We start from the raw sequence: 17,983 nt of genomic DNA, 5'->3' as shown, positions 1-17,983 counted from the left end.
GTCACATACTGAACCCCCGGTTCTCTGCAGAGACCGTGCTCACTAGGCTGAGCCCATGATTCAGACTGATGTCTCCCCCCGCAGCGCCTTGGTCACCGGCGCCTCCTCCGGGATCGGCGCGGCCACTGCGCACCGTCTCACCACCGAGGGGTGGCGGGTCTTCGCCGTCGCCCGGCGTGCCGAGAAGCTCGAGAGCCTCGCCGAGCAGGAGGGGATCATTCCGATCATCTGTGACGTCACCGATCCCGAGCAGGTCGCCGCGGCCCTGGAGGAGGTCACCGCGGCCGGCGGCATCGACACGCTGATCAACAACGCCGGCGGGGCACTGGGGATAGACCCGGTGGCCGAGGGCAGGCCCGAGGACTGGCGCTGGATGTATGAGGTCAATGTGCTCGGCGCGCTGAACATGATCCAGGCGTTCATCCCGATGCTGCGCGCCCACGGCGAGGGCACGATCCTCACCGTGACCTCCACAGCCGCCATCACCGCCTATGAAGGCGGGGCGGGGTACAACGCGGCGAAGTTCGGCGAGCACGCGCTCACCGGGGCGCTGCGTCTGGAGGAGGCCGAGCACAACATCCGCGTGATCGAGGTGCTGCCCGGCATGGTCGCCACCGAGGAGTTCACCGCCAAGCGGCTGCGCGGAGACGTCGCGGCGGCCCAGGCGGTCTACCGCGGGGTCAAGCGACCGCTGCTGGCCGAGGACATCGCCGAGGTGATCGCCGACGCGGTCACGCTGCCCCACCACGTGAACCTCGACCAGGTGGTGGTCCGCCCGGTGGCCCAGGCCGCCCAGCACAAGGTGATCCGCGAGGAGTGACCACTCCCCCTGCCTGAGCCGACCAGAACCGACGACGACGCCGGCGCGAGCCTCTGAGCCCGCGCCGGCGTCGTCGTGTGGTGCCCTCTGCTGAGTTTTCTCGCAGATGGGAGCCTGGATCAGTCGAAGGCTGGGGACTCCGTGCGGGAGCGCTTGAGCTCGAAGAAGTACGGGAACTGGGCCAGGGCCACCGCGCCGTCGAAGACCACGCCGGCGTCCTCGCCGCGGGGAATCCGGGTCAGCACGGGCCCGAAGAACGCGGTGCCCTGGAAGGCGACGATCGGGGTGCCCACGTCCTGACCGACCAGGGAGATGCCCTTCTCGTGGGAGGCGCGCATCTCGGCGTCGTTCTTATCCGTCTTGGCCTCTGCCAGCAGGTCCTCGTCCAGGCCCACCGCGCGCAGTGCGTTGAGCGTGGCGGCCTCGAAGTCCTTGTTCCCGTTGTTGTGGATCTCGGTGCCCGCTGCGGTGTAGAACTCGCCGACCTTGTCCTCGCCATGCTTGAGCGCGACGGCGGTGGCGGTGCGGGCCGGGATCCAGCGGGAGAGCTGCTCGGGGTCCTCGGCCGGTGCGGGGTTCTTGTCCTCGTTGAGCACGCCGAGGCTCATCACGTTCCAGTGGACCTCGATGTCGCGGACCTTCTCGGCCTCCAGGATCCAGCGCGATGTCACCCAGGCGAAGGGGCACAGCGGGTCAAACCAGAAATCGACGCGTTCAGCCATGAAGGGCTCCTCTCGGCGCGGGGCGCTTGGCCGCCGCGCACGGATCAGTGTTCGTTCGGATCAGCTGCGGCGCGCATCCGGAAGACGCCTGCGCCGCAGATGGTGTTTCTCATCCTCCCAACCGGGGCCGCGCAGATTCCATTCCTGGGCCAGCCCGCGGGGGCGCGGCGTGGCGCTCGTTGAGGAACCAGGCGTGGTTCAGCGGGACGGTCCGCCTGGCCGTCCGGGCGGCACCCATAGTGGGCCTCGAGGAGGACCGATGACAGCTCAGGCCCGCGAGGTCACAGCGGCGCGTCCTCCGGGATCGGGACCTCAAGACCGAGCAGCGCGTTCTCGGTGACCTCCATCAGCGCGGGATGGATCCAGTACTGGCCGCGGGCGGCGGTATAGGCGTCCTGGCCGAAGCTCATCGCCTGGATGATCGGCTGGATCAGGTTCGAGGCCTGGTAGCCCATGACGTGGGCGCCGAGGATCTGCCCGCTGCGGCGGTCTGCGATCACCTTGAAGATGCCGTGCCCGTCCTCCATCGCCCAGCCATAGGCGGTGTCGCCGTAGTTCTGGACCTTGGTGGTGACGTGGTCCTCCCCGATCGTGTCCACCGCCTGGGCCTCGGTGAGACCCACCTGGGCCATCTCGGGGAAGGAGAAGATCGCCGAGGGGATCACGTCCTGCCGGGACGCCCGGATCCGCTCGGGATGCTCCAGATTGTGGGCGACCACCCGGGCCTCGTGGTTCGCCACATGCTTGAGCATCGCCTCGGAGCTGATGTCACCCAGGGCGTAGAGACCGGCCACCGGTTCACCCTGGATGAGGACCCGCTGGTACTCATCCACCGCGAGGCGGCCATCGGGGTGCAGGTCGAGCCCGGCCTCTGCCGCGCCGATCAGGTCGGTGTTCGGGGTGCGGCCGATGGCCACCAGGACCGCGTCCACGTCGTGGTGCTCGACCCGGCCGTCGGAGCTGACCAGCTCGGCGCGCAGTCCTGCTCCGTGCTCGACGATCCTGCTCAGCGTGCGCTCGTAGTGCACGGTCCAGTTCCGCTCAGCCTCTGTGGAGAAGGCTGTGGAGATCTCGGTGTCCATCGCCTTCATCAGCCCGTGGCTGCGATTGACCTGGATCACTTCGGTGCCCAGGCCGGAGAAGATCCCGGCGAACTCGCAGGCGATGTAGCCCCCGCCGATGACGAGCAGCTTCTGCGGCTGCTGCTCGATGCGCATGACGCTGTCCGAGGTGTGCACCCCGGGCAGCTCGATTCCGGGGACCTGGGGCAGCGTGGGCCGGGACCCGGCGGCGATGACCAGCTGATCGGCTTCGGCGCGGACACCAGAGTCAGAGACGAATGCAAAGGGCGGCTGGCGGAGGTCCCCGGTGAGCCTGACCTGCTCGGCCACGAGGTCCACATGCTCTAACTCCACCTCCCGATAGTGCCGTCCACCCGCCGAGATGGCGTCGACGCGGGAGAAGATCCGGTCCCGCATGGCGGGGAAGTCCACCGCGGTGGTCTCCTGGGTCAGGTTGAGCCGGGCGGCCTCCTCCGGGCCGCGGGCCAGCGCGGCGGGGCGGACGAACATCTTCGTGGGGATGCAGCCCACGTTCAGGCAGGTGCCGCCGAAGGCCGCCGTGCTCCCGGAGCCCTTGTCCGCCAGGACGACGCGCTTGTCATCCCAGAAGGGCGTGATCAGGGAGTTCCCGGAGCCGGAGCCGATGATGGAGAGGTCATAGTGGGCCATGCGGCAATCCTAGACTCCCCCGCTGGGCGATCTGCACGCGGGCCGAGGCGGGAATCCCTGCACCTTCTGCTCGGTTGTCCTGGGAGGGCCCCCCGGTCTGCGCGGATCCGCCGCAGCGCCCGGGGCCCGTCACCCGATTCGCTATACCAAGGAGCAGCCCGTGATCTTCATCGTCGTGAAATTCCAGGTCAAGCCGGAGTTCGCCGAGCAGTGGCCGGCCATCACCGCGGAGTTCACCCAGGCCACCCGGGCAGAGCCGGGCAATAAGTGGTTCGAGTGGTCCCGCAGCGTGGAGGACCCCAACGAGTACGTGCTCATCGAAGCCTTCGACGACGACGCCGCCGGCCCGCACGTGGAGTCTGCACACTTCCAGCAGGCCGTGAGCTCCGAGGGGGCCATGGCGCAGGCCCTGGTGTCGACCCCGAAGATCATCTCGCGCCAGATCGACGGTGAGGGTTGGGAAGAGATGGGTGAGATGCAGATCAACTGATCTGACCTGCACCGCGCGGAGCGCCGGGGTGAGGAACACCGCAGATCATCCCTATGATGGATACCGTGCAGATCTTGAGTGTTTCCAGTCTGAAAGGCGGGGTCGGTAAGACCTCGGTCACGATGGGCCTTGCCTCGGCCGCTCTCCATCAGGGGGTGCGAACCCTTGTCGTCGACCTCGACCCTCACGCGGACTCCACCACCGGACTTGCGGTCACTCGGGGCACCGGCACCGAGGCCGGACAGCTGCTGCGTGACGCCAAGCGCGCGGACCTGAACGACCACGTGGTGCGCTCCGGCTGGGTCGACCTGCTGCCCAAGGAGCACCGCGCCCAGGCCACGCTGGACGTCGTCGTGGGCTCCGCGCTGTCCGCGGCCTTCGACCGTCCAGACATCCGGCCCCGCGACATGCGCCGGCTTCGGCTGCTGTTGGACCGGGTCACCGGATACGACCTGGTCCTGATCGACTGCCCGCCCTCGCTGGCTGGGCTGACCCGGATCGGCTGGGCGGCGTCCAGCGGTGTGCTGCTGGTGGCCGAGCCGAGCCTGTTCTCCGTCGCCGGCACCGAACGCACGATGCGCGCCATCCGGATGTTCTCCAACGAATACGCCCCGCAGCTGAAGTCGGCCGGTGTGGTGGTCAACCGGGCACGGGCGGATTCCACCGAGCATGAGTACCGGCTTCTGGAGATGGAGCGGCTCTATAAGGACAAGCTGATGCTGCCCGTGCTGGAGGAGAACCCCTTCTGGCAGCAGATCCAGGGCGCCGCGTACCCGGTGCATCAGTGGCCCGGCGACCAGGTCCGGGACCTGGCCAAATCCTTTGATCAGCTGCTCACCCAGCTCGCCTGAGCTCCCGTCACCGCAGCTGATACAGACAAAAGGACCACCCCTCAGCGGGGCGGTCCTTTTTCTGTGTCCCCCGAGGGGAATGAAGATGAGGGCTAGGAGGCCTGGGAGCGGCGGGCCCTGAGCTGGGCCAGCTCATCTCCGACGGGGCCGAAGGCCTCGAGCTCTGGGATCGCATCGGGTTCGGTGCGCTCACGCGGGAGCTCCACCAGGCTGGCCTCCACCTCGCGCCAGACTCGACCCACAGCAATGCCGAAGACGCCCTGGCCGCCCTGGACCAGGTCGATGACCTCGTCGGCGGAGGTGCACTCATAGACCGAGGCACCATCTGACATCAGGGTGATCTGCGCAAGGTCATCCACGCCGCGCTCACGCAGATGTTCGATCGCTGAGCGGATCTGCTGCAGGGAGACCCCGGTGTCCAGAAGCCGCTTGACCACCTTGAGCACCAGGACGTCGCGGAAGGAATAGAGCCGGGCGGAGCCGGAGCCGGCGGCGTTGCGCATCGAAGGCTGTACCAGCTTGGTGCGTGCCCAGTAGTCCAGCTGACGGTAGGTGATGCCCGCGGCGGCGCAGGCCACGGGACCGCGGTAGCCCAGCTCCTCATCGAGCTCGGGCAGGCCGTCGCTGAACAGGGGCTGCTGGGCAGCCGCATGTCCTGGCCGTACACGCTCATGTCCCGCGTGCGATTCTGGACCCACCTGGTAGCCTCCTGAAGTGCTGGACTCCGCTGGGGAAGCGCATCCCACACCGCGAGGGCGGCGCGTGGGGTGCACGCGGAAACCTTGTCCCCTGACGGTATTCCTGCAGGGGTGCAGGGTCAAAGACATTTGAAATTTACTCTACGGCGTGTCGTGAGATTGCACTAGTCATACCCCGGCCATAGGCCGGTTTCACTCGAAATCCTCCGGCTCCGCACTATCCAGGAACCGGCGGAACTCCTTGATCTCATCCTCAGAGATGGGACGCTGACCGGTGGCCGCGGTCCTCGGCGTGATCCCCACCCGGGTGAGCATCTCCCGGTCCATCGTGACCAGGCATTGCACCCGGACCGCCACTGCGATGGCATCTGATGCTCGAGCATCGAAGCTGCGGCCATTGCCCAAGATGATGGTGCCCCGGTAGGTCGAGGCATCCAGCATGCCGATCTCCACCGACCGGACCCCTGAGCCGAGTCTGGTGATGACCTCCGAGAGCAGATCATGGGTCATCGGGCGGGGCGGGACCTTCTTCTCCATGGCCATCGCGATCGCATTCGCCTCGGCCGGTCCTACCAGGACCGCCACATGGAGGTTCTCAAGGCCCGGTTCAGCACCCCGGAGCACCACTACAGGCTGATTCGATGGGAGCTCGATCCGAACCCCCACGACATCCAGCGGCACCAGCTGGCTCTCCATGGCTTAAGTCTAGGTCAGTTCTTGTCCAACTGCTCGACTGAGGTGTCCATGATCGAGGCGCGCAGGTCCTTCAGGCACTGCAGCATCTCCTTGGAGGACTCTGCGACCCGGGCACGGGCGGCAGTGTCCTTTCGAGCGGCATGCGGAGCCATGGCCCGGGAGATCAGGTCCAGTTCGTTGTCCGCGGAGCGCCGGATGTTGACCAGGTGCTTCGGCTCCAGCCCGTAGCGTGCCAGTACACGGACGGCCTTGACGGCCTTGAGGTCGTGATGGCTGTAGTTGCCGTCGCTGTCCGCCTGGATGATCCGAAACTTCTCCAGGGTGTCGAGCATGCCCCGGGTGGCGCCGGAGTGCGCGCGCAGCTCTTTGCGAGACATCGGCCGGATCCGTCCGGTGATCTGGGCGGCCATCTCCTCGGTGACCTCACGGGGCCCCACCGGTGCGGCCTGCGGCAGCGCCTCGGCGGTCTCGCCCGAATCGATGGCATCCATGGTCTGCTTGATGACATCCAGCGGCATGTAGCGGTCGCGCTGCAGGGCCAGGATGAACCGAAGCCGCTCCACATCGGCTGCACAATACTTGCGGTACCCGCTCGCAGTGCGGGCGGGCTCGACAAGGTCGCGTTCCTCGAGGAAGCGCAGCTTCGACGCGGTCAGGTCCGGGAACTCGTTCTGCAGCTCACGCAGCACCTCGGAGATGGTGAAGACGTGGGTGGCGGCGCGCGCGGTCGAGGTCGTCGCCGGTTTCGGCTTCGGCGCGGGTGAAGCACTCACTGCGGGGCCTCTTTCGAGCTGCGGGGAAGGAACGTCATCGCCATCAGGATAACGTTCCCCACCGGTTCGCCCTGGGATCTCGGATCACCGGTCAGTCGGATTCTCTGGATCCGGCGTAGAAGGTGAGCCGGAACTTCCCGATCTGCACCTCATCGCCGGGCTTCAGCGTGTACTCGTCCACACGATCGTGGTTCACGTAGGTGCCGTTGAGGCTTCCGAGATCCCGTATCTGAAAGCTCACTCCCTGGCGGGTGAGCTCCACGTGGCGCCTGGAGACGGTGACGTCGTCCAGGAAGATCCCTGCCTCCGGGTGCCTCCCGACGGTGGTCACATCCTGGTCCAGCAGGAACCTGGCTCCTTGATTGGCCCCGCTGTGCGCGATCAACAGCGCTGAGTTCCTGGGCAGCGCCGCAATGGCCTGCTTGTCATCATCTGAGAGATGAGGCTCGCCCGGGTGGGCATCGGCTGGTGGCAGCGAGATGCTCGTCGTCTCGGCAGCACTCTGCCCGTTCTCATGTTCTCGCGTGTTGTCCACGTCGCCTCCTCTCGCCGGCCCGCATGTTGGCGGCCTTCAGCCTACTTGCTTTTTATAGTCCTCGGCGGAGAGCAGCGAGTCCGTCCCTGCGGATTCTGCCAGCTTGATCTCGAAGAGCCAGCCCGCCGCATAGGGGGCGGAGTTCACCGCACCGGGATTCTCATCGAGGTCGGCGTTGACCGCCACGATCTCCCCCGCCACCGGTGCAAAGATGTCTGAGACCGACTTGGTGGACTCGACCTCCCCGACCACATCTCCCGCCGCCACACTGGCCCCAACCTCGGGATGCTCCACGTAGACGACCTCGCCGAGGGCGTCCTGGGCGAAGTCGGTGATGCCCACCCGCACCACCTGGGCATCCGCGGTGGTGCCGATCCACTCGTGTTCGGCGCTGTACTTGAACTCTTCGGGCACGGTGCTCATGGTGGCGCTCCACTCTTGGGCCGGTGATGGTGGCGTGACAGGTCGGTCCGCCATCGGCGGGCCGACCTGCTGGGCCTCAGGTCTGTCTGCGAATAACTTAGCACCCCGGACTGGCCTGGGGGTATGACCAGGCCAGGCTCAGCTCAGGCCTGCTTGGCGACGAACCTCTCGGCGTCGCGCTTGCGGTCCTCGCGGGCCTCGCGTGTCAGCTCGGCGCCGGCCTCCGCGTCTCGGGTCAGGTTCTCACCGGTGGCCGGGTCGAAGAGGTGCATCCGACGGGTGTCGAGCCAGAGCTCGGCGGTGTCCCCGCTGCGGAACCGAGAGGTCGCATCGACCTCCACCACAAGCTGGGTGCGCAGCTCATCGGCGTCCATCTCCTCGGCCAGGTTGCGCAGCGTCTCCTGCACCCGTTCGTCGGTCTCATAGGAGACATAGGCGTACTGCTCGTTGCCCATCCACTCGCTGTGGCTGATCTCCGCGGTGAAGGTGGTGCCCTTCGAGAGCTGCGCCTCACCGAGCTGGGAGGCGTCGTCGAAGAACTCCGGTCGGATGCCCGCCAGGACGATCTCGCGTCCTGCGCCGGCCTTCGCCGCCCGGTCCGGGATCTCGATCTTGCCCAGCGGGGTGGAGAAGATGTTGCCCTCCACGGTGCCGGGCAGGAAGTTCATCGAGGGCGAGCCGATGAATCCGGCCACGAAGAGATTGGCCGGCTGTTCGTAGAGCTCCCGCGGGGAGGCGATCTGCTGCAGCAGGCCCTTCTTCAGCACGGCGACCCGGTCGCCCAGCGTCATCGCTTCGGTCTGATCATGGGTGACGTAGACACTGGTGGTGTTCAGCTCGCGCTGGAGCCGGGCGATCTCCGCGCGCATCTGACCGCGGAGCTTGGCGTCAAGGTTGGACAGCGGCTCATCGAAGAGGAAGGCATCGGCCTCGCGCACGATCGCGCGACCCATGGCCACGCGCTGCCGCTGACCGCCGGAGAGGTTCGCCGGTTTGCGCTCCAGGTGCTCGGTGAGCTCGAGCATGGTCGCCGCGTGGCGCACCTTCTCGTCGATCTGCTCCTTGGTGAACTGCCCCTTGGTCAGTCGCATCGGGAACGCGATGTTCTCAAACACGGTCAGGTGCGGGTAGAGCGCGTAGCTCTGGAACACCATGGCGAGGTTGCGTTCCCGAGGGGCCTTCTCATTGACCCGCTCCCCACCGATGAGCAGGTCCCCCTCGGTGATGTCCTCGAGGCCCACGATCATGCGCAGCAGCGTGGACTTTCCGCAGCCGGAGGGCCCCACCAGGATGATGAACTCGCCGTCCTCGATGTCGATGGAGATGTCGTTGACGGCCGGGAAGCCGTCGTCGTATTTCTTGACGAGATGCTGCAGCGTGATGGATGACATTTCAGTGGAGTCCTTATCTACTCAGCCCTTGACGGCGCCCTGGGTCAGTCCGGAGACGATCTGGCGCTGGAAGAGCAGCACCAGGACGACGACGGGGATGGTCACGATGATGGCAGCGGCGGAGATCGCGCCGGTGGGTTCCTCGAACTGGGAGGCGCCGGTGAAGAAGGCCAGCGCCGCGGGCACCGGTCTGGCGGCTTCGGTGGAGGTCAGGGATATACCGTAGACGAAGTCGTTCCAGGCGATGAAGAAGGCGATGATGGCGGTGGTGAAGACCCCGGGCATCGCCAGCGGAACGATGGCCCGGCGGAACGCCTGCCACTGGGTGGCGCCGTCCACCTGCGCTGCCTGCTCCAGGTCCCAAGGGATCTGCCGGAAGAACGCAGCCAGGGTCCAGATCGAGATCGGCAGAGTCAGCGACAGGTACGGGATGATCAGGCCGAGCCAGGTGTCGTAGAGCCCGATGTTGCGCCAGAGGTTGAACAGCGGGGTGACCACCGAGATCACCGGGAAGATCGACACCGCCAGGGCGGTGCCCAGGATGATCTTCTTGCCCGGGAAGTTCAGCCTAGCGATGGCGTAGGCGCACAGCGTGGCCAGCACCACCGCGATGAAGGTGGCGATCAGTGTGATCCCGATCGAGTTGCGGAAGGCGGTGAGGAAGAGCTCCTGCGCGTCGCCGACCAGGATCATCCGGTAGTTGTCCCAGGTCCAATTTGTGGGGAGGAAGGACGCGTTGCCCAGGTCCGCCTGAGTTTTGAAGCTGGTCGCCAGAATCGCGGCCACCGGAAAGAGCGCGTAGACCAGGACGACGACGGTCAGCACGGTCCAACCCAGGCGCTGCTTTCCGGTGAGCTTGCCGTTGGCGGCCATCTCTACTTACCTCCCTTTGCATCGGTGCCGCTGGCGAGATCGACCTTGAAGAACTTGATCGCGATGAAGCAGATCAGCAGGACACAGACGAAGAGGATCACCGAGACGGCGGAGCCCAGTCCGATCTCGAGCCGCCCGATGGAGGTCCGATAGGCCAACAGGGAGAGCACCTCCGTATTGGCGGCACCATTGGTCATGATGAAGACGTTGTCGAATATTCGGAAAGCGTCCAGGGCCCGGAAGAGCACCGCGACCATGATGGCGGCCTTCATGTTCGGAAGAATCACCCGGGTCATCTGCTGTCGCCAGCTGGCACCGTCGACCTTGGCGGCTTCGACCAGCTCATCGGGCACCTGCGCGAGTCCGGCCAGCAGCAGCAGCGCGATGAATGGGGTGGTCTTCCAGATCTCCGAGGCCATGATCACGGTGATGGCGGTGCCGAAGTTGGCGAACCAGTCGAGGTCGCTGTCGATGCCTGGGACCCAGCCGAACCAGTTGTTCACGAAGCCTGAGTTGATGTCGAACATGTAGTACCAGGCGAAGGCGGAGACCACGGTGATGATGCCGTAGGGCACGAGGATTGCGGTGCGCAGCGGTCCGCGGATCCGCTTCAGCGCCTTGTGCATGACCAGCGCCAGAGCGAAGCCGAGCACCAGCTCCACCGCCACGGTGACCACAGTGACCAGGACCGTGACTCCCAGTGCAGACCAGAAGACCTCCGTGTCAGAGAGGATCGTCATGTAGTTCTGCAGAAAGACGAAGGATCGGTCATCCGGCGATGTCAGTCGGAAGGAGAACATCGAGTCGTAGATCGCCTGAGCGATCGGATATGCGGTGACCGCGAGCATGATGAAGAATGCCGGTCCGGCGATGAGCCAGCCCAGACGTGCCTCGGACTTCGCCCGGTTGCTCCGCTTGGCACCGGCGCCGTTCTTGCGATCGGCGGCCTTGCCGTTGGACGATGCGGCGGCTTCGCGCCTCTGCCGCCGCGAGGTTTCAGGTGCGGTTGTCACAGGAGACGCTCCCCTCGGAGGACTTCAACGATGAATGCATCGGTCTGGGCGGGAGTCTGTTCTGCGCTGACCCCGGAGATGGGGGTGAATTCCTGCTGGATCGCGGTGGAGATCTCGTTGTAGAAGGGGGTCTGCGGCCTGGGTGCCGCGTTCTCCAGCGCCTCCCGGATGGCGTCGGCCATCGGGAAATCGTCCTCCAGGGCAGGGTCTTCATACGCCGCCTCAGAGGATGGCGGGTTGCCGTTGGTGATGAAGTATTCGGTCTGGTTCTCTGGAGCCACGATGCACTCGATGGCCTCGAAGGCGAGCTCCTGATTCTCCGAGTCGGCACCCACGCCCAAGTTGATCCCCCCCAGCGGAGGAGCTGAGGCGGTGTCCTCGACCACCCTTGGATACTGTGCCCAGCCGATGTCGTCGACGAGCCCCTCGTCCACCACACCTTCTTCGGCGGCGGCGTTGGTCGCGGCCCAGACAAAGGGCCAGTTGACCATGAAGGATCCGGAATCTCCCTGGAAGAGCAGCATCGACTGGTTCTCATCCATGGAGGCCACACCGGGACCTGCCAGGCCTTCGCTGCCGATCAGGGAGATCACCTCTGCCGCACGGCTTCCGACCTCGGTGTCCAGGTTGGTCTGAAGATCCACTGCGGGAGCCTCGGGGTTGGCCAGGATCGACTCGCCCTGGGACTCCACCAAGGCGTTGACCCACACGGTCATGGATTCGGCGCGGGTCCCTTGGACGCCGAGCAGCTTGTCCTGCTCCATCGCGGTCTCGATCACCTGGTCCCAGGTGACCGGCTCGTCCATATCGAGTCCGGCTTCCTCGACCACGGATTCGCGGTACCAGAGCAGCTGGGTGTTGGCCCAGAACGGAACGGTGACCAGTTCGTCGTTCCACATCGCCCCGGCGAGGGCACCCTCCAGGGTGTCCTCGGTGGTGCGCTCGGCGACATCGTCCGGGACCGGTGCGAGGAACCCGGGCTCTGCCAGTTCGGGGATGAACGGCGGGTCCAGCGACATGATGTCCAGCGAGGAGTCGTTGGCCGCGAGACGGCGGGCAAGCTGTTCGCGCTGGGAGGGCGCGTCTGCTGGCAGCAGCGAGGTGCGTATTTCGTAGGCACCCTCGGCCTCCTCGGTGCAGAGCTGCGCGAGGGTGGCCTGGCCGCCGTCGTCGGGGTTGATGTACCAGGTGAGGACCGGCACGTCCTCACTGTCGGAGCAGCCGCTCAGCAGGATGGCCGCCGCGAGTGCGGTGCCGGCTGCCCGAACCTTCCGTCCCCTGCGCGGGGAGCCCTGCGATTCGCCCATGAATCTTCCACCTCTCGTCACCCGGCGCAGTGGCCCGGTCACTTGATGTGGCCTAGGCCACTACGTGTGATCGAGCCTACACCTCAGCTCCTGTACAGCAAATAGACAGGCTCTGAGAAGAGAGGGAAGAGGCAGGTCAGGCAGACTTCTTGCGGAACTTCTTGGCCTCGGAGAGGGTGACCAGCTCAGCCTCGGCACCCTCACGGACGACCTCCCCGGTGATGGTCACCGAGGCGATGTCGTCCCGCGAGGGAAGCTCAAACATCACAGGTCCCAGCACGTTCTCCAGGATCGAGCGCAGGCCGCGGGCACCGGTGCCGCGCAGCTCGGCCTGCTCCACCACGGCGCCAAGGGCCTCCGGGGTGAACTCAAGCTCGATCCCGTCGATGGAGAAGATCTTCTGATACTGCTTGACCAGCGCGTTGCGCGGCTTGGTGAGGATGTCGGTGAGGGCTGCGGCGTCAAGCTGCTCCACGGTGGCGATCACCGGGAGCCGCCCGATCAGTTCCGGGATCAGTCCAAACTTATGCAGGTCCTCGGGTTCCACGTCGGCATAGCTGGCCTCGCTCTTGGTGATCGTGGACAGCGGTGCGCCGAAGCCGATCCCCTTGCGTCCAGCGCGGGACTCGATGAGCTCCTCGAGGCCGGCGAAGGCGCCGGCGACGATGAACAGGATGTTCGAGGTGTCGATCTGGATGAACTCCTGCTGCGGGTGTTTGCGCCCGCCCTGCGGGGCCACCGAGGCCACGGTTCCTTCCAGGATCTTCAGCAGCGCCTGCTGGACCCCCTCACCGGAGACGTCCCGGGTGATCGAGGGATTCTCAGACTTCCGGGAGATCTTGTCGATCTCATCGATGTAGATGATCCCCTGCTCGGCCTTCTTGACGTCCCCATCCGCGGCCTGGATCAGCTTCAGCAGGATGTTCTCCACATCCTCACCGACATAGCCGGCCTCGGTGAGGCTGGTGGCGTCGGCGACGATGAAGGGCACCTGCAGCTTCCGGGCCAGCGACTGGGCCAGGTAGGTCTTCCCGGAGCCGGTCGGGCCCACCATCATGATGTTGGACTTGCCGATCTCGACGTCGTCCAGGGGACCCTTCTCCAGGGAGGTGGTCTTGGTCGCCGAGCCTGTGGCCTGGATGCGCTTGTAGTGGTTGTGCACGGCCACCGAGAGAGTGCGCTTGGCCCTGTCCTGACCGACCACATACTCGTCGAGGAACGCGTAGATCTCGCGGGGCTTCGGCAACTCGAAGTCATCGGGCTCCTGGACCTCGTTGAGGTACTCCTCGATGATCTCGTTGCAGAGCTCGATGCATTCGTCGCAGATGTAGACGCCGGGCCCGGCGATCAGCTTGTACCGGACCTGCTTCTGGCTCTTGCCGCAGAACGAGCACTTGAGCAGATCTGCGCTCTCACCGATGCGTGCCATGGACGTGGGATCCCCTTAAGAACTGATGTGCATTCAAGATATAGCGTACTTCAGGGCACCGACACGTTCGGGGACGTTCCCATGGAACGTCCCCGAACGGGTCTCGTGATTCAGCGTGAGGGCCTCAGAGCGGAAGCTTGCGGGAGGCCAGGACCTCATCGACGAGGCCATAGTCCTTCGCAGCCGCTGCAGAGAGGAACTTGTCACGATCGATGTCCTCGGCGATCTCATCCGCGGACTTCTTCGTGAGGTCCCCGAGCACCTCTTCCATCCAGGTGCGGATCCGGCGGACCTCGTCGGCCTGGATCTGCAGGTCGGTGGCGGTGCCGCGGGTGCCCCCGACGGCCGGCTGGTGGATCAGCACGCGAGCGTTGGGCAGGGCCAGGCGCTTGCCCGGGGTGCCTGCGGCCAGCAGCACCGCCGCGGCGGAGGCTGCCTGTCCCAGGCAGACCGTCTGAATGTGCGGCCGGACGAACTGCATCGTGTCGTAGATGGCAGTCATGGCTGTGAATGAGCCGCCCGGAGAGTTGATGTAGAGCGTGATGTCACGCTCGGAATCCATCGACTCCAGCACGAGCAGCTGCGCCATGATGTCATCTGCGGAGGCGTCGTCGACCTGGCTGCCCAGGAACACGATGCGGTCCTCGAAGAGCTTCGCGTAGGGGTCCTGACGCTTGAAGCCGTAGGGCGTCCGCTCTTCGAAGGAGGGGAGGATATAGCGCGAGTCAGGCATGCCGGGGCCGCTGGGCTGAGCCGAGGGGAGGCCGGGGGCCGAATGATCAAGGGGGTTCATATCAGATGTGCTCCTGTGGTCCTGGTGCGAATCGTGGGCTGAGGCTGGTCTGCTCCCGTCAGGGGATCAGACTCCCCCGCCGCCGGAGACGGTGGAAGACCGCTGGGCGATCTTGTCGAAGAAGCCGTACTCCAGGCCATCCTCTGCGGTGAACCACTTGTCACGCGCGTTGTCCCGCAGGATCGTCTCGAGGCTCTGACCGGTCTGTTCGGCGGTGAGCTCCGCCATCACCTGCTTCATGTGCTGGATCAGCTGCGCCTGGATCCGAACGTCGGACTCGGTGCCGCCGATGCCGCCTGAGGGCTGGTGCATCAGGATGCGTGCATGCGGAGTGGCGAAGCGCTTGCCGGGGGTGCCCGAGGACAGCAGGAACTGCCCCATCGAGGCGGCCAGGCCGGTGGCGACGGTGACGATGTCGTTCGGGATGAACTTCATGGTGTCGTAGATCGCCATCCCCGCCGTGACGGACCCGCCCGGGGAGTTGATGTAGAGGTAGATGTCCTTCTCGGTGTCCTCGGCGGAGAGAAGCAGCAGCTGGGAACAGATGGCGTTGGCGTTGTCATCGCGAACCTCTGAACCGAGCCAGATGATCCGTTCTTTGAGCAGACGGTTGTAGATGTAGTCGTCGCGGGACGCGGGATCCACGCTGGACATGCTCGGCAGGCTCTGGGTCATGGACTCATCCTCCACTGGTGGGTCAAACTGGGTCGGCACGTGCAGTGCCCTCGGCAAGAACATTACTGGTTCACCCGGGCCGTGAGAGCCCCTGGTGCGGGACTGTTCGCTGTTGGCACACGGTTTCGACTCAAGAGCAGAAGGCTCAACGCACAGCGGGGCCCCACCGATACGGTGGGGCCCCGCTGTGCAGTCAGGAGCTGGATCAGCTCTGCTTGGTGTCCTCTGCGGCCTCGGACTTCTCAGTCTCGGTCTCGCTGGTCTCGACCTCAGCGTTCTCCGCTGCGGCCGGCTCTGCCTCGTCCTCGTCACCGGCGGGGGTCACGAAGTCGGTCAGGTCCACAACGTTGCCCTCGGCGTCCTTGACCACCGCGAGCTCGAGCACCTTGGCCAGCGCCTTGCGACGGCGCACCTCACCCATGATCATCGGAACCTGCCCGGCCTGGTCGAGCATCTGCGCGAACTGGTTCGGCTCCATGCCGTACTGCGAGGCGGTGGAGACGATGTACTCGATGACCTCGCTCTGCTCGACGCCAATCTCTTCCTTCTGCGCGATCTCGTCGAGGACGAGCTCATTGCGGAAGGCGTCGGCGGTCTGCTTGGAGAGCTCCTCGCGGTGCTCCTCGGTGTCGTGATCATCACCGGGGGTGTGTCCCTGGGAGGCGAAGTGCTGCTCCACCTGCTCGGCGACCACGGACTCCGGCACGGGGACCTCGATGAGCTCCATGAGCTTCTCCAGGACCTTGTCGCGCGCCTCGATGCCCTGCTCCACGACGAGGTTCTCCTCAGCCTTGGACTTCAGATCGGCGCGCAGCTCCTCGATGGTGTCGAATTCCGAGGCCAGCTGGGCGAACTCGTCGTCGGCCTCGGGGAGCTCGCGCTCCTTCACGGCCTGCAGCGTGACCTTCACCGATGCGGTCTCGCCCGAGTGCTCGCCACCGGCCAGGGTGGTCTCGAACGTGGCGTCCTCGCCGGCGGAGAGGCCCTCGAGGGCCTCGTCGATGCCCTCGAGCATGGTTCCCGCGCCGACCTGGTAGGACAGACCCGATGCGGTGTCGACCTCTTCCTCGCCGACGGTGGCGACCAGGTCGATGGTGACGAAGTCATCCTTTGCGGCCGGGCGCTCGACGTCCTTGAGGGTGCCGAAGCGGCCGCGCAGCTCGTCGAGCTGCTCCTGGACTGCGGACTCGTCTGCCGAGCGGGACTCGACCTCGACCTCGAGGCCGGAGTACTCGGGCAGCTCGATGACGGGCTTGATGTCCAGCTCGCCGGTGAACTTGAGCACACCTTCGTTGGTCTTCACGTCCGGGATCTCTTCGATCTCAACCTCGGGACGGGAGAGCGGCGCGAGGTCAGCCTCGGCCAGGCCCTGCTGGTAGAAGTCGTTGAGGCCATCGTTGATGGCCTGCTGGATGACGTACTCGCGACCGACGCGCTGATCGATGATCGGAGCCGGCACCTTGCCCTTGCGGAAGCCTGGGACCTGGACCTGCTCGGCGATGCTCTTGTATGCCGCCTTGATCTTCGGTTCCAGCTCCTCGGAAGTCACCTCAACGGTGAGCTTGACGCGGGTCGGATTCAGATTCTCTACGGTGCTCTTGACCACGTGTGGGGCTCCTGATCGATGACTGGTGAATCGTCTGCTGTCGGGGTGACAGGATTTGAACCTGCGGCCTCACGCTCCCAAAGCGCGCGCTCTACCAAGCTGAGCTACACCCCGATCGACTGCCCGTCCTGTGATGTGACTGCCAGTAGATGGCAGCCCTGCATGAGGACTTCAGGCGGACCGGTCTACAGTACCGTGTCCTCCCCCAGGGCGGCGAATCCTGCCGCTGCGGGCCCCGATGAACCGGTGAAGCGCCCGTGCCGCGCTGAGCACTGGCGGGCTCGCGAGGTGAGACCACGGTCACTGCCCGCGGATTGGCGTGCCCGCCGACCTGGTGCTAGAGTTCTATGTCGTTGCCCTGCAGAGATGCGGTGCGGCGAAAGTGAATACAGCGCTTGTCTTCAAGGGCCTCTAGCTCAATTGGTAGAGCATCAGACTCTTAATCTGCAGGTTTCGGGTTCGAGTCCCGAGGGGCCCACTTTTCACGACCAGGCGCTGGATCAGGAACAGGCCGTCGGACCACGAGTTCATCTCGTAGCCCGGCGGCCTTTTTCATGCCCAGGCACCCTGACGGGCCCCGGCCCTAGGCCGCGTTCATCCGCTCCACGACATCCATGAAGTAGTCGATGAACTCATAGAAGTCCTCGACGTCGCGGCGCTGGTGCAGCGCTATCTCAGGGAACTGGTCGAATCGCACCTGCCCATGCAGGTCAAGCTTCATCCGACGACCGGTGGAGAGGGCCACCTCCACGACATTGTCCTGCGACGCCATGCCGGCGAGGTTGGTGAGGTTGACCAAGGTGGGGACGGCGCCTGCGGCAGGACCTGGTTCCATCCCCTGGCGCAGCAACCGGACCCGGTCCAGAGCGTCGTCGAGATCCACGGGACACAGCACGATCTCCACCGGCTCACGCCGGTAGCCCACCAGCAGCAGGGAGCCGCCCCAGGCCCGTGCAGCGCCCTCCTTGGCCGGGACCCCCAGCCGGTCCACCGTGCAGAGGATGTTGTAGGACCCGAAGTTCATCACCGAGGCGTCGAAGCTGGCCCGCAGGGCGTCGACCAGGTGCTGTTCCGGCTGGCTGCGCTCGGTGACGATGACCATCGATGCCTCTACTCTCGCGGGGGCTTGGTTGAACTAGTCTACGGATAGGCCGATTC

General features: G+C 65.5%; 19 protein-coding genes and 2 tRNA genes. 4 read left to right on the top strand and 17 right to left on the bottom strand.

Annotation, left to right across the window (positions count from 1 at the left end; genetic code table 11):
* Nucleotides 1-55: 55 nt before the first annotated feature.
* Nucleotides 56-820 (top strand): SDR family oxidoreductase, encoded by a 765-nt coding sequence (locus tag HNR24_RS02340; RefSeq protein ID WP_182494897.1) that lies wholly within the window; start codon nucleotides 56-58, stop codon nucleotides 818-820.
* Between the two features lie 119 nt (nucleotides 821-939).
* Here the strand turns inward: HNR24_RS02340 and HNR24_RS02335 are convergent, their stop codons facing one another.
* Together HNR24_RS02335 and HNR24_RS02330 are read right to left on the bottom strand one after the other, a co-directional pair.
* Nucleotides 940-1,542: a mycothiol-dependent nitroreductase Rv2466c family protein gene (locus tag HNR24_RS02335; RefSeq protein WP_182494896.1), complete on the bottom strand. Its 603-nt coding sequence runs from the start codon at nucleotides 1,540-1,542 to the stop codon at nucleotides 940-942.
* Nucleotides 1,543-1,823: 281 nt separating this feature from the next.
* Nucleotides 1,824-3,272: a mycothione reductase gene (locus tag HNR24_RS02330; protein WP_182494895.1), complete on the bottom strand. Its 1,449-nt coding sequence runs from the start codon at nucleotides 3,270-3,272 to the stop codon at nucleotides 1,824-1,826.
* 160 nt (nucleotides 3,273-3,432) lie between these two features.
* Between HNR24_RS02330 and HNR24_RS02325 the strand changes: the two genes are divergently transcribed.
* Nucleotides 3,433-3,762 (top strand): putative quinol monooxygenase, encoded by a 330-nt coding sequence (locus tag HNR24_RS02325; protein WP_179442623.1) that lies wholly within the window; start codon nucleotides 3,433-3,435, stop codon nucleotides 3,760-3,762.
* Nucleotides 3,763-3,827: 65 nt separating this feature from the next.
* Nucleotides 3,828-4,613 carry a ParA family protein gene (locus tag HNR24_RS02320; RefSeq protein WP_058889458.1) on the top strand — a complete coding sequence of 262 codons (786 nt, stop codon included), beginning with the start codon at nucleotides 3,828-3,830 and terminating at the stop codon, nucleotides 4,611-4,613.
* 92 nt (nucleotides 4,614-4,705) lie between these two features.
* Here HNR24_RS02320 and HNR24_RS02315 read toward each other — a convergent pair whose 3' ends face one another.
* From HNR24_RS02315 to HNR24_RS02250, 14 genes are all read right to left on the bottom strand, one after another.
* Nucleotides 4,706-5,311, bottom strand: coding sequence for a MerR family transcriptional regulator (locus HNR24_RS02315; protein WP_182494894.1), 606 nt, complete (start codon nucleotides 5,309-5,311; stop codon nucleotides 4,706-4,708).
* Nucleotides 5,312-5,503: 192 nt separating this feature from the next.
* Entirely contained in the window at nucleotides 5,504-6,007 is a 504-nt protein-coding gene (locus HNR24_RS02310) for a bifunctional nuclease family protein (RefSeq protein WP_182494893.1), read from the bottom strand.
* Between the two features lie 14 nt (nucleotides 6,008-6,021).
* Nucleotides 6,022-6,780 (bottom strand): transcriptional regulator FtsR, encoded by a 759-nt coding sequence (ftsR, locus tag HNR24_RS02305; RefSeq protein WP_083504901.1) that lies wholly within the window; start codon nucleotides 6,778-6,780, stop codon nucleotides 6,022-6,024.
* Between the two features lie 91 nt (nucleotides 6,781-6,871).
* Complete coding sequence (locus HNR24_RS02300; RefSeq protein WP_182494892.1) at nucleotides 6,872-7,315, bottom strand: FHA domain-containing protein; 444 nt, start codon at nucleotides 7,313-7,315, stop codon at nucleotides 6,872-6,874.
* A gap of 36 nt (nucleotides 7,316-7,351) precedes the next feature.
* Nucleotides 7,352-7,738 (bottom strand): glycine cleavage system protein GcvH, encoded by a 387-nt coding sequence (gcvH, locus tag HNR24_RS02295; RefSeq protein ID WP_058888990.1) that lies wholly within the window; start codon nucleotides 7,736-7,738, stop codon nucleotides 7,352-7,354.
* Between the two features lie 143 nt (nucleotides 7,739-7,881).
* On the bottom strand, nucleotides 7,882-9,129 hold the full coding sequence (locus HNR24_RS02290) for an ABC transporter ATP-binding protein (RefSeq protein ID WP_182494891.1): 1,248 nt from the start codon (nucleotides 9,127-9,129) through the stop codon (nucleotides 7,882-7,884).
* A gap of 21 nt (nucleotides 9,130-9,150) precedes the next feature.
* The gene (locus tag HNR24_RS02285; protein ID WP_182494890.1) at nucleotides 9,151-10,002 is read right to left on the bottom strand and encodes a carbohydrate ABC transporter permease; all 852 of its coding nucleotides are present in this window, start codon (nucleotides 10,000-10,002) and stop codon (nucleotides 9,151-9,153) included.
* 2 nt (nucleotides 10,003-10,004) lie between these two features.
* Nucleotides 10,005-11,015 (bottom strand): carbohydrate ABC transporter permease, encoded by a 1,011-nt coding sequence (locus HNR24_RS02280; protein WP_182494889.1) that lies wholly within the window; start codon nucleotides 11,013-11,015, stop codon nucleotides 10,005-10,007.
* The gene (locus HNR24_RS02275; protein ID WP_058888986.1) at nucleotides 11,012-12,322 is read right to left on the bottom strand and encodes an extracellular solute-binding protein; all 1,311 of its coding nucleotides are present in this window, start codon (nucleotides 12,320-12,322) and stop codon (nucleotides 11,012-11,014) included. The genes HNR24_RS02280 and HNR24_RS02275 overlap by 4 nt, the downstream gene beginning before the upstream one ends.
* A 136-nt stretch (nucleotides 12,323-12,458) precedes the next feature.
* Nucleotides 12,459-13,751 carry an ATP-dependent Clp protease ATP-binding subunit ClpX gene (gene clpX, locus HNR24_RS02270; RefSeq protein ID WP_058888985.1) on the bottom strand — a complete coding sequence of 431 codons (1,293 nt, stop codon included), beginning with the start codon at nucleotides 13,749-13,751 and terminating at the stop codon, nucleotides 12,459-12,461.
* A gap of 124 nt (nucleotides 13,752-13,875) precedes the next feature.
* Nucleotides 13,876-14,544, bottom strand: a complete 669-nt coding sequence (locus HNR24_RS02265; protein ID WP_058888984.1) for an ATP-dependent Clp protease proteolytic subunit — start codon at nucleotides 14,542-14,544, stop codon at nucleotides 13,876-13,878.
* Nucleotides 14,545-14,610: 66 nt separating this feature from the next.
* Entirely contained in the window at nucleotides 14,611-15,219 is a 609-nt protein-coding gene (locus tag HNR24_RS02260) for an ATP-dependent Clp protease proteolytic subunit (protein WP_036476421.1), read from the bottom strand.
* 205 nt (nucleotides 15,220-15,424) lie between these two features.
* Nucleotides 15,425-16,825: a trigger factor gene (gene tig, locus HNR24_RS02255; RefSeq protein WP_058888983.1), complete on the bottom strand. Its 1,401-nt coding sequence runs from the start codon at nucleotides 16,823-16,825 to the stop codon at nucleotides 15,425-15,427.
* Nucleotides 16,826-16,865: 40 nt separating this feature from the next.
* A tRNA-Pro gene (locus HNR24_RS02250) sits at nucleotides 16,866-16,939 on the bottom strand.
* 291 nt (nucleotides 16,940-17,230) lie between these two features.
* Here HNR24_RS02250 and HNR24_RS02245 point away from each other — a divergent pair.
* Nucleotides 17,231-17,303 (top strand) — tRNA-Lys (locus tag HNR24_RS02245).
* A 105-nt stretch (nucleotides 17,304-17,408) separates the two neighbouring features.
* Here HNR24_RS02245 and HNR24_RS02240 read toward each other — a convergent pair.
* On the bottom strand, nucleotides 17,409-17,927 hold the full coding sequence (locus HNR24_RS02240; protein WP_058888982.1) for a hypothetical protein: 519 nt from the start codon (nucleotides 17,925-17,927) through the stop codon (nucleotides 17,409-17,411).
* Nucleotides 17,928-17,983 lie beyond the last annotated feature (56 nt).

The sequence above is a fragment of the Nesterenkonia sandarakina genome (assembly GCF_014138825.1).
GTDB classification, from domain to species: domain Bacteria; phylum Actinomycetota; class Actinomycetes; order Actinomycetales; family Micrococcaceae; genus Nesterenkonia; species Nesterenkonia sandarakina.
This window is presented reverse-complemented; position numbering and strand designations above follow the sequence as displayed.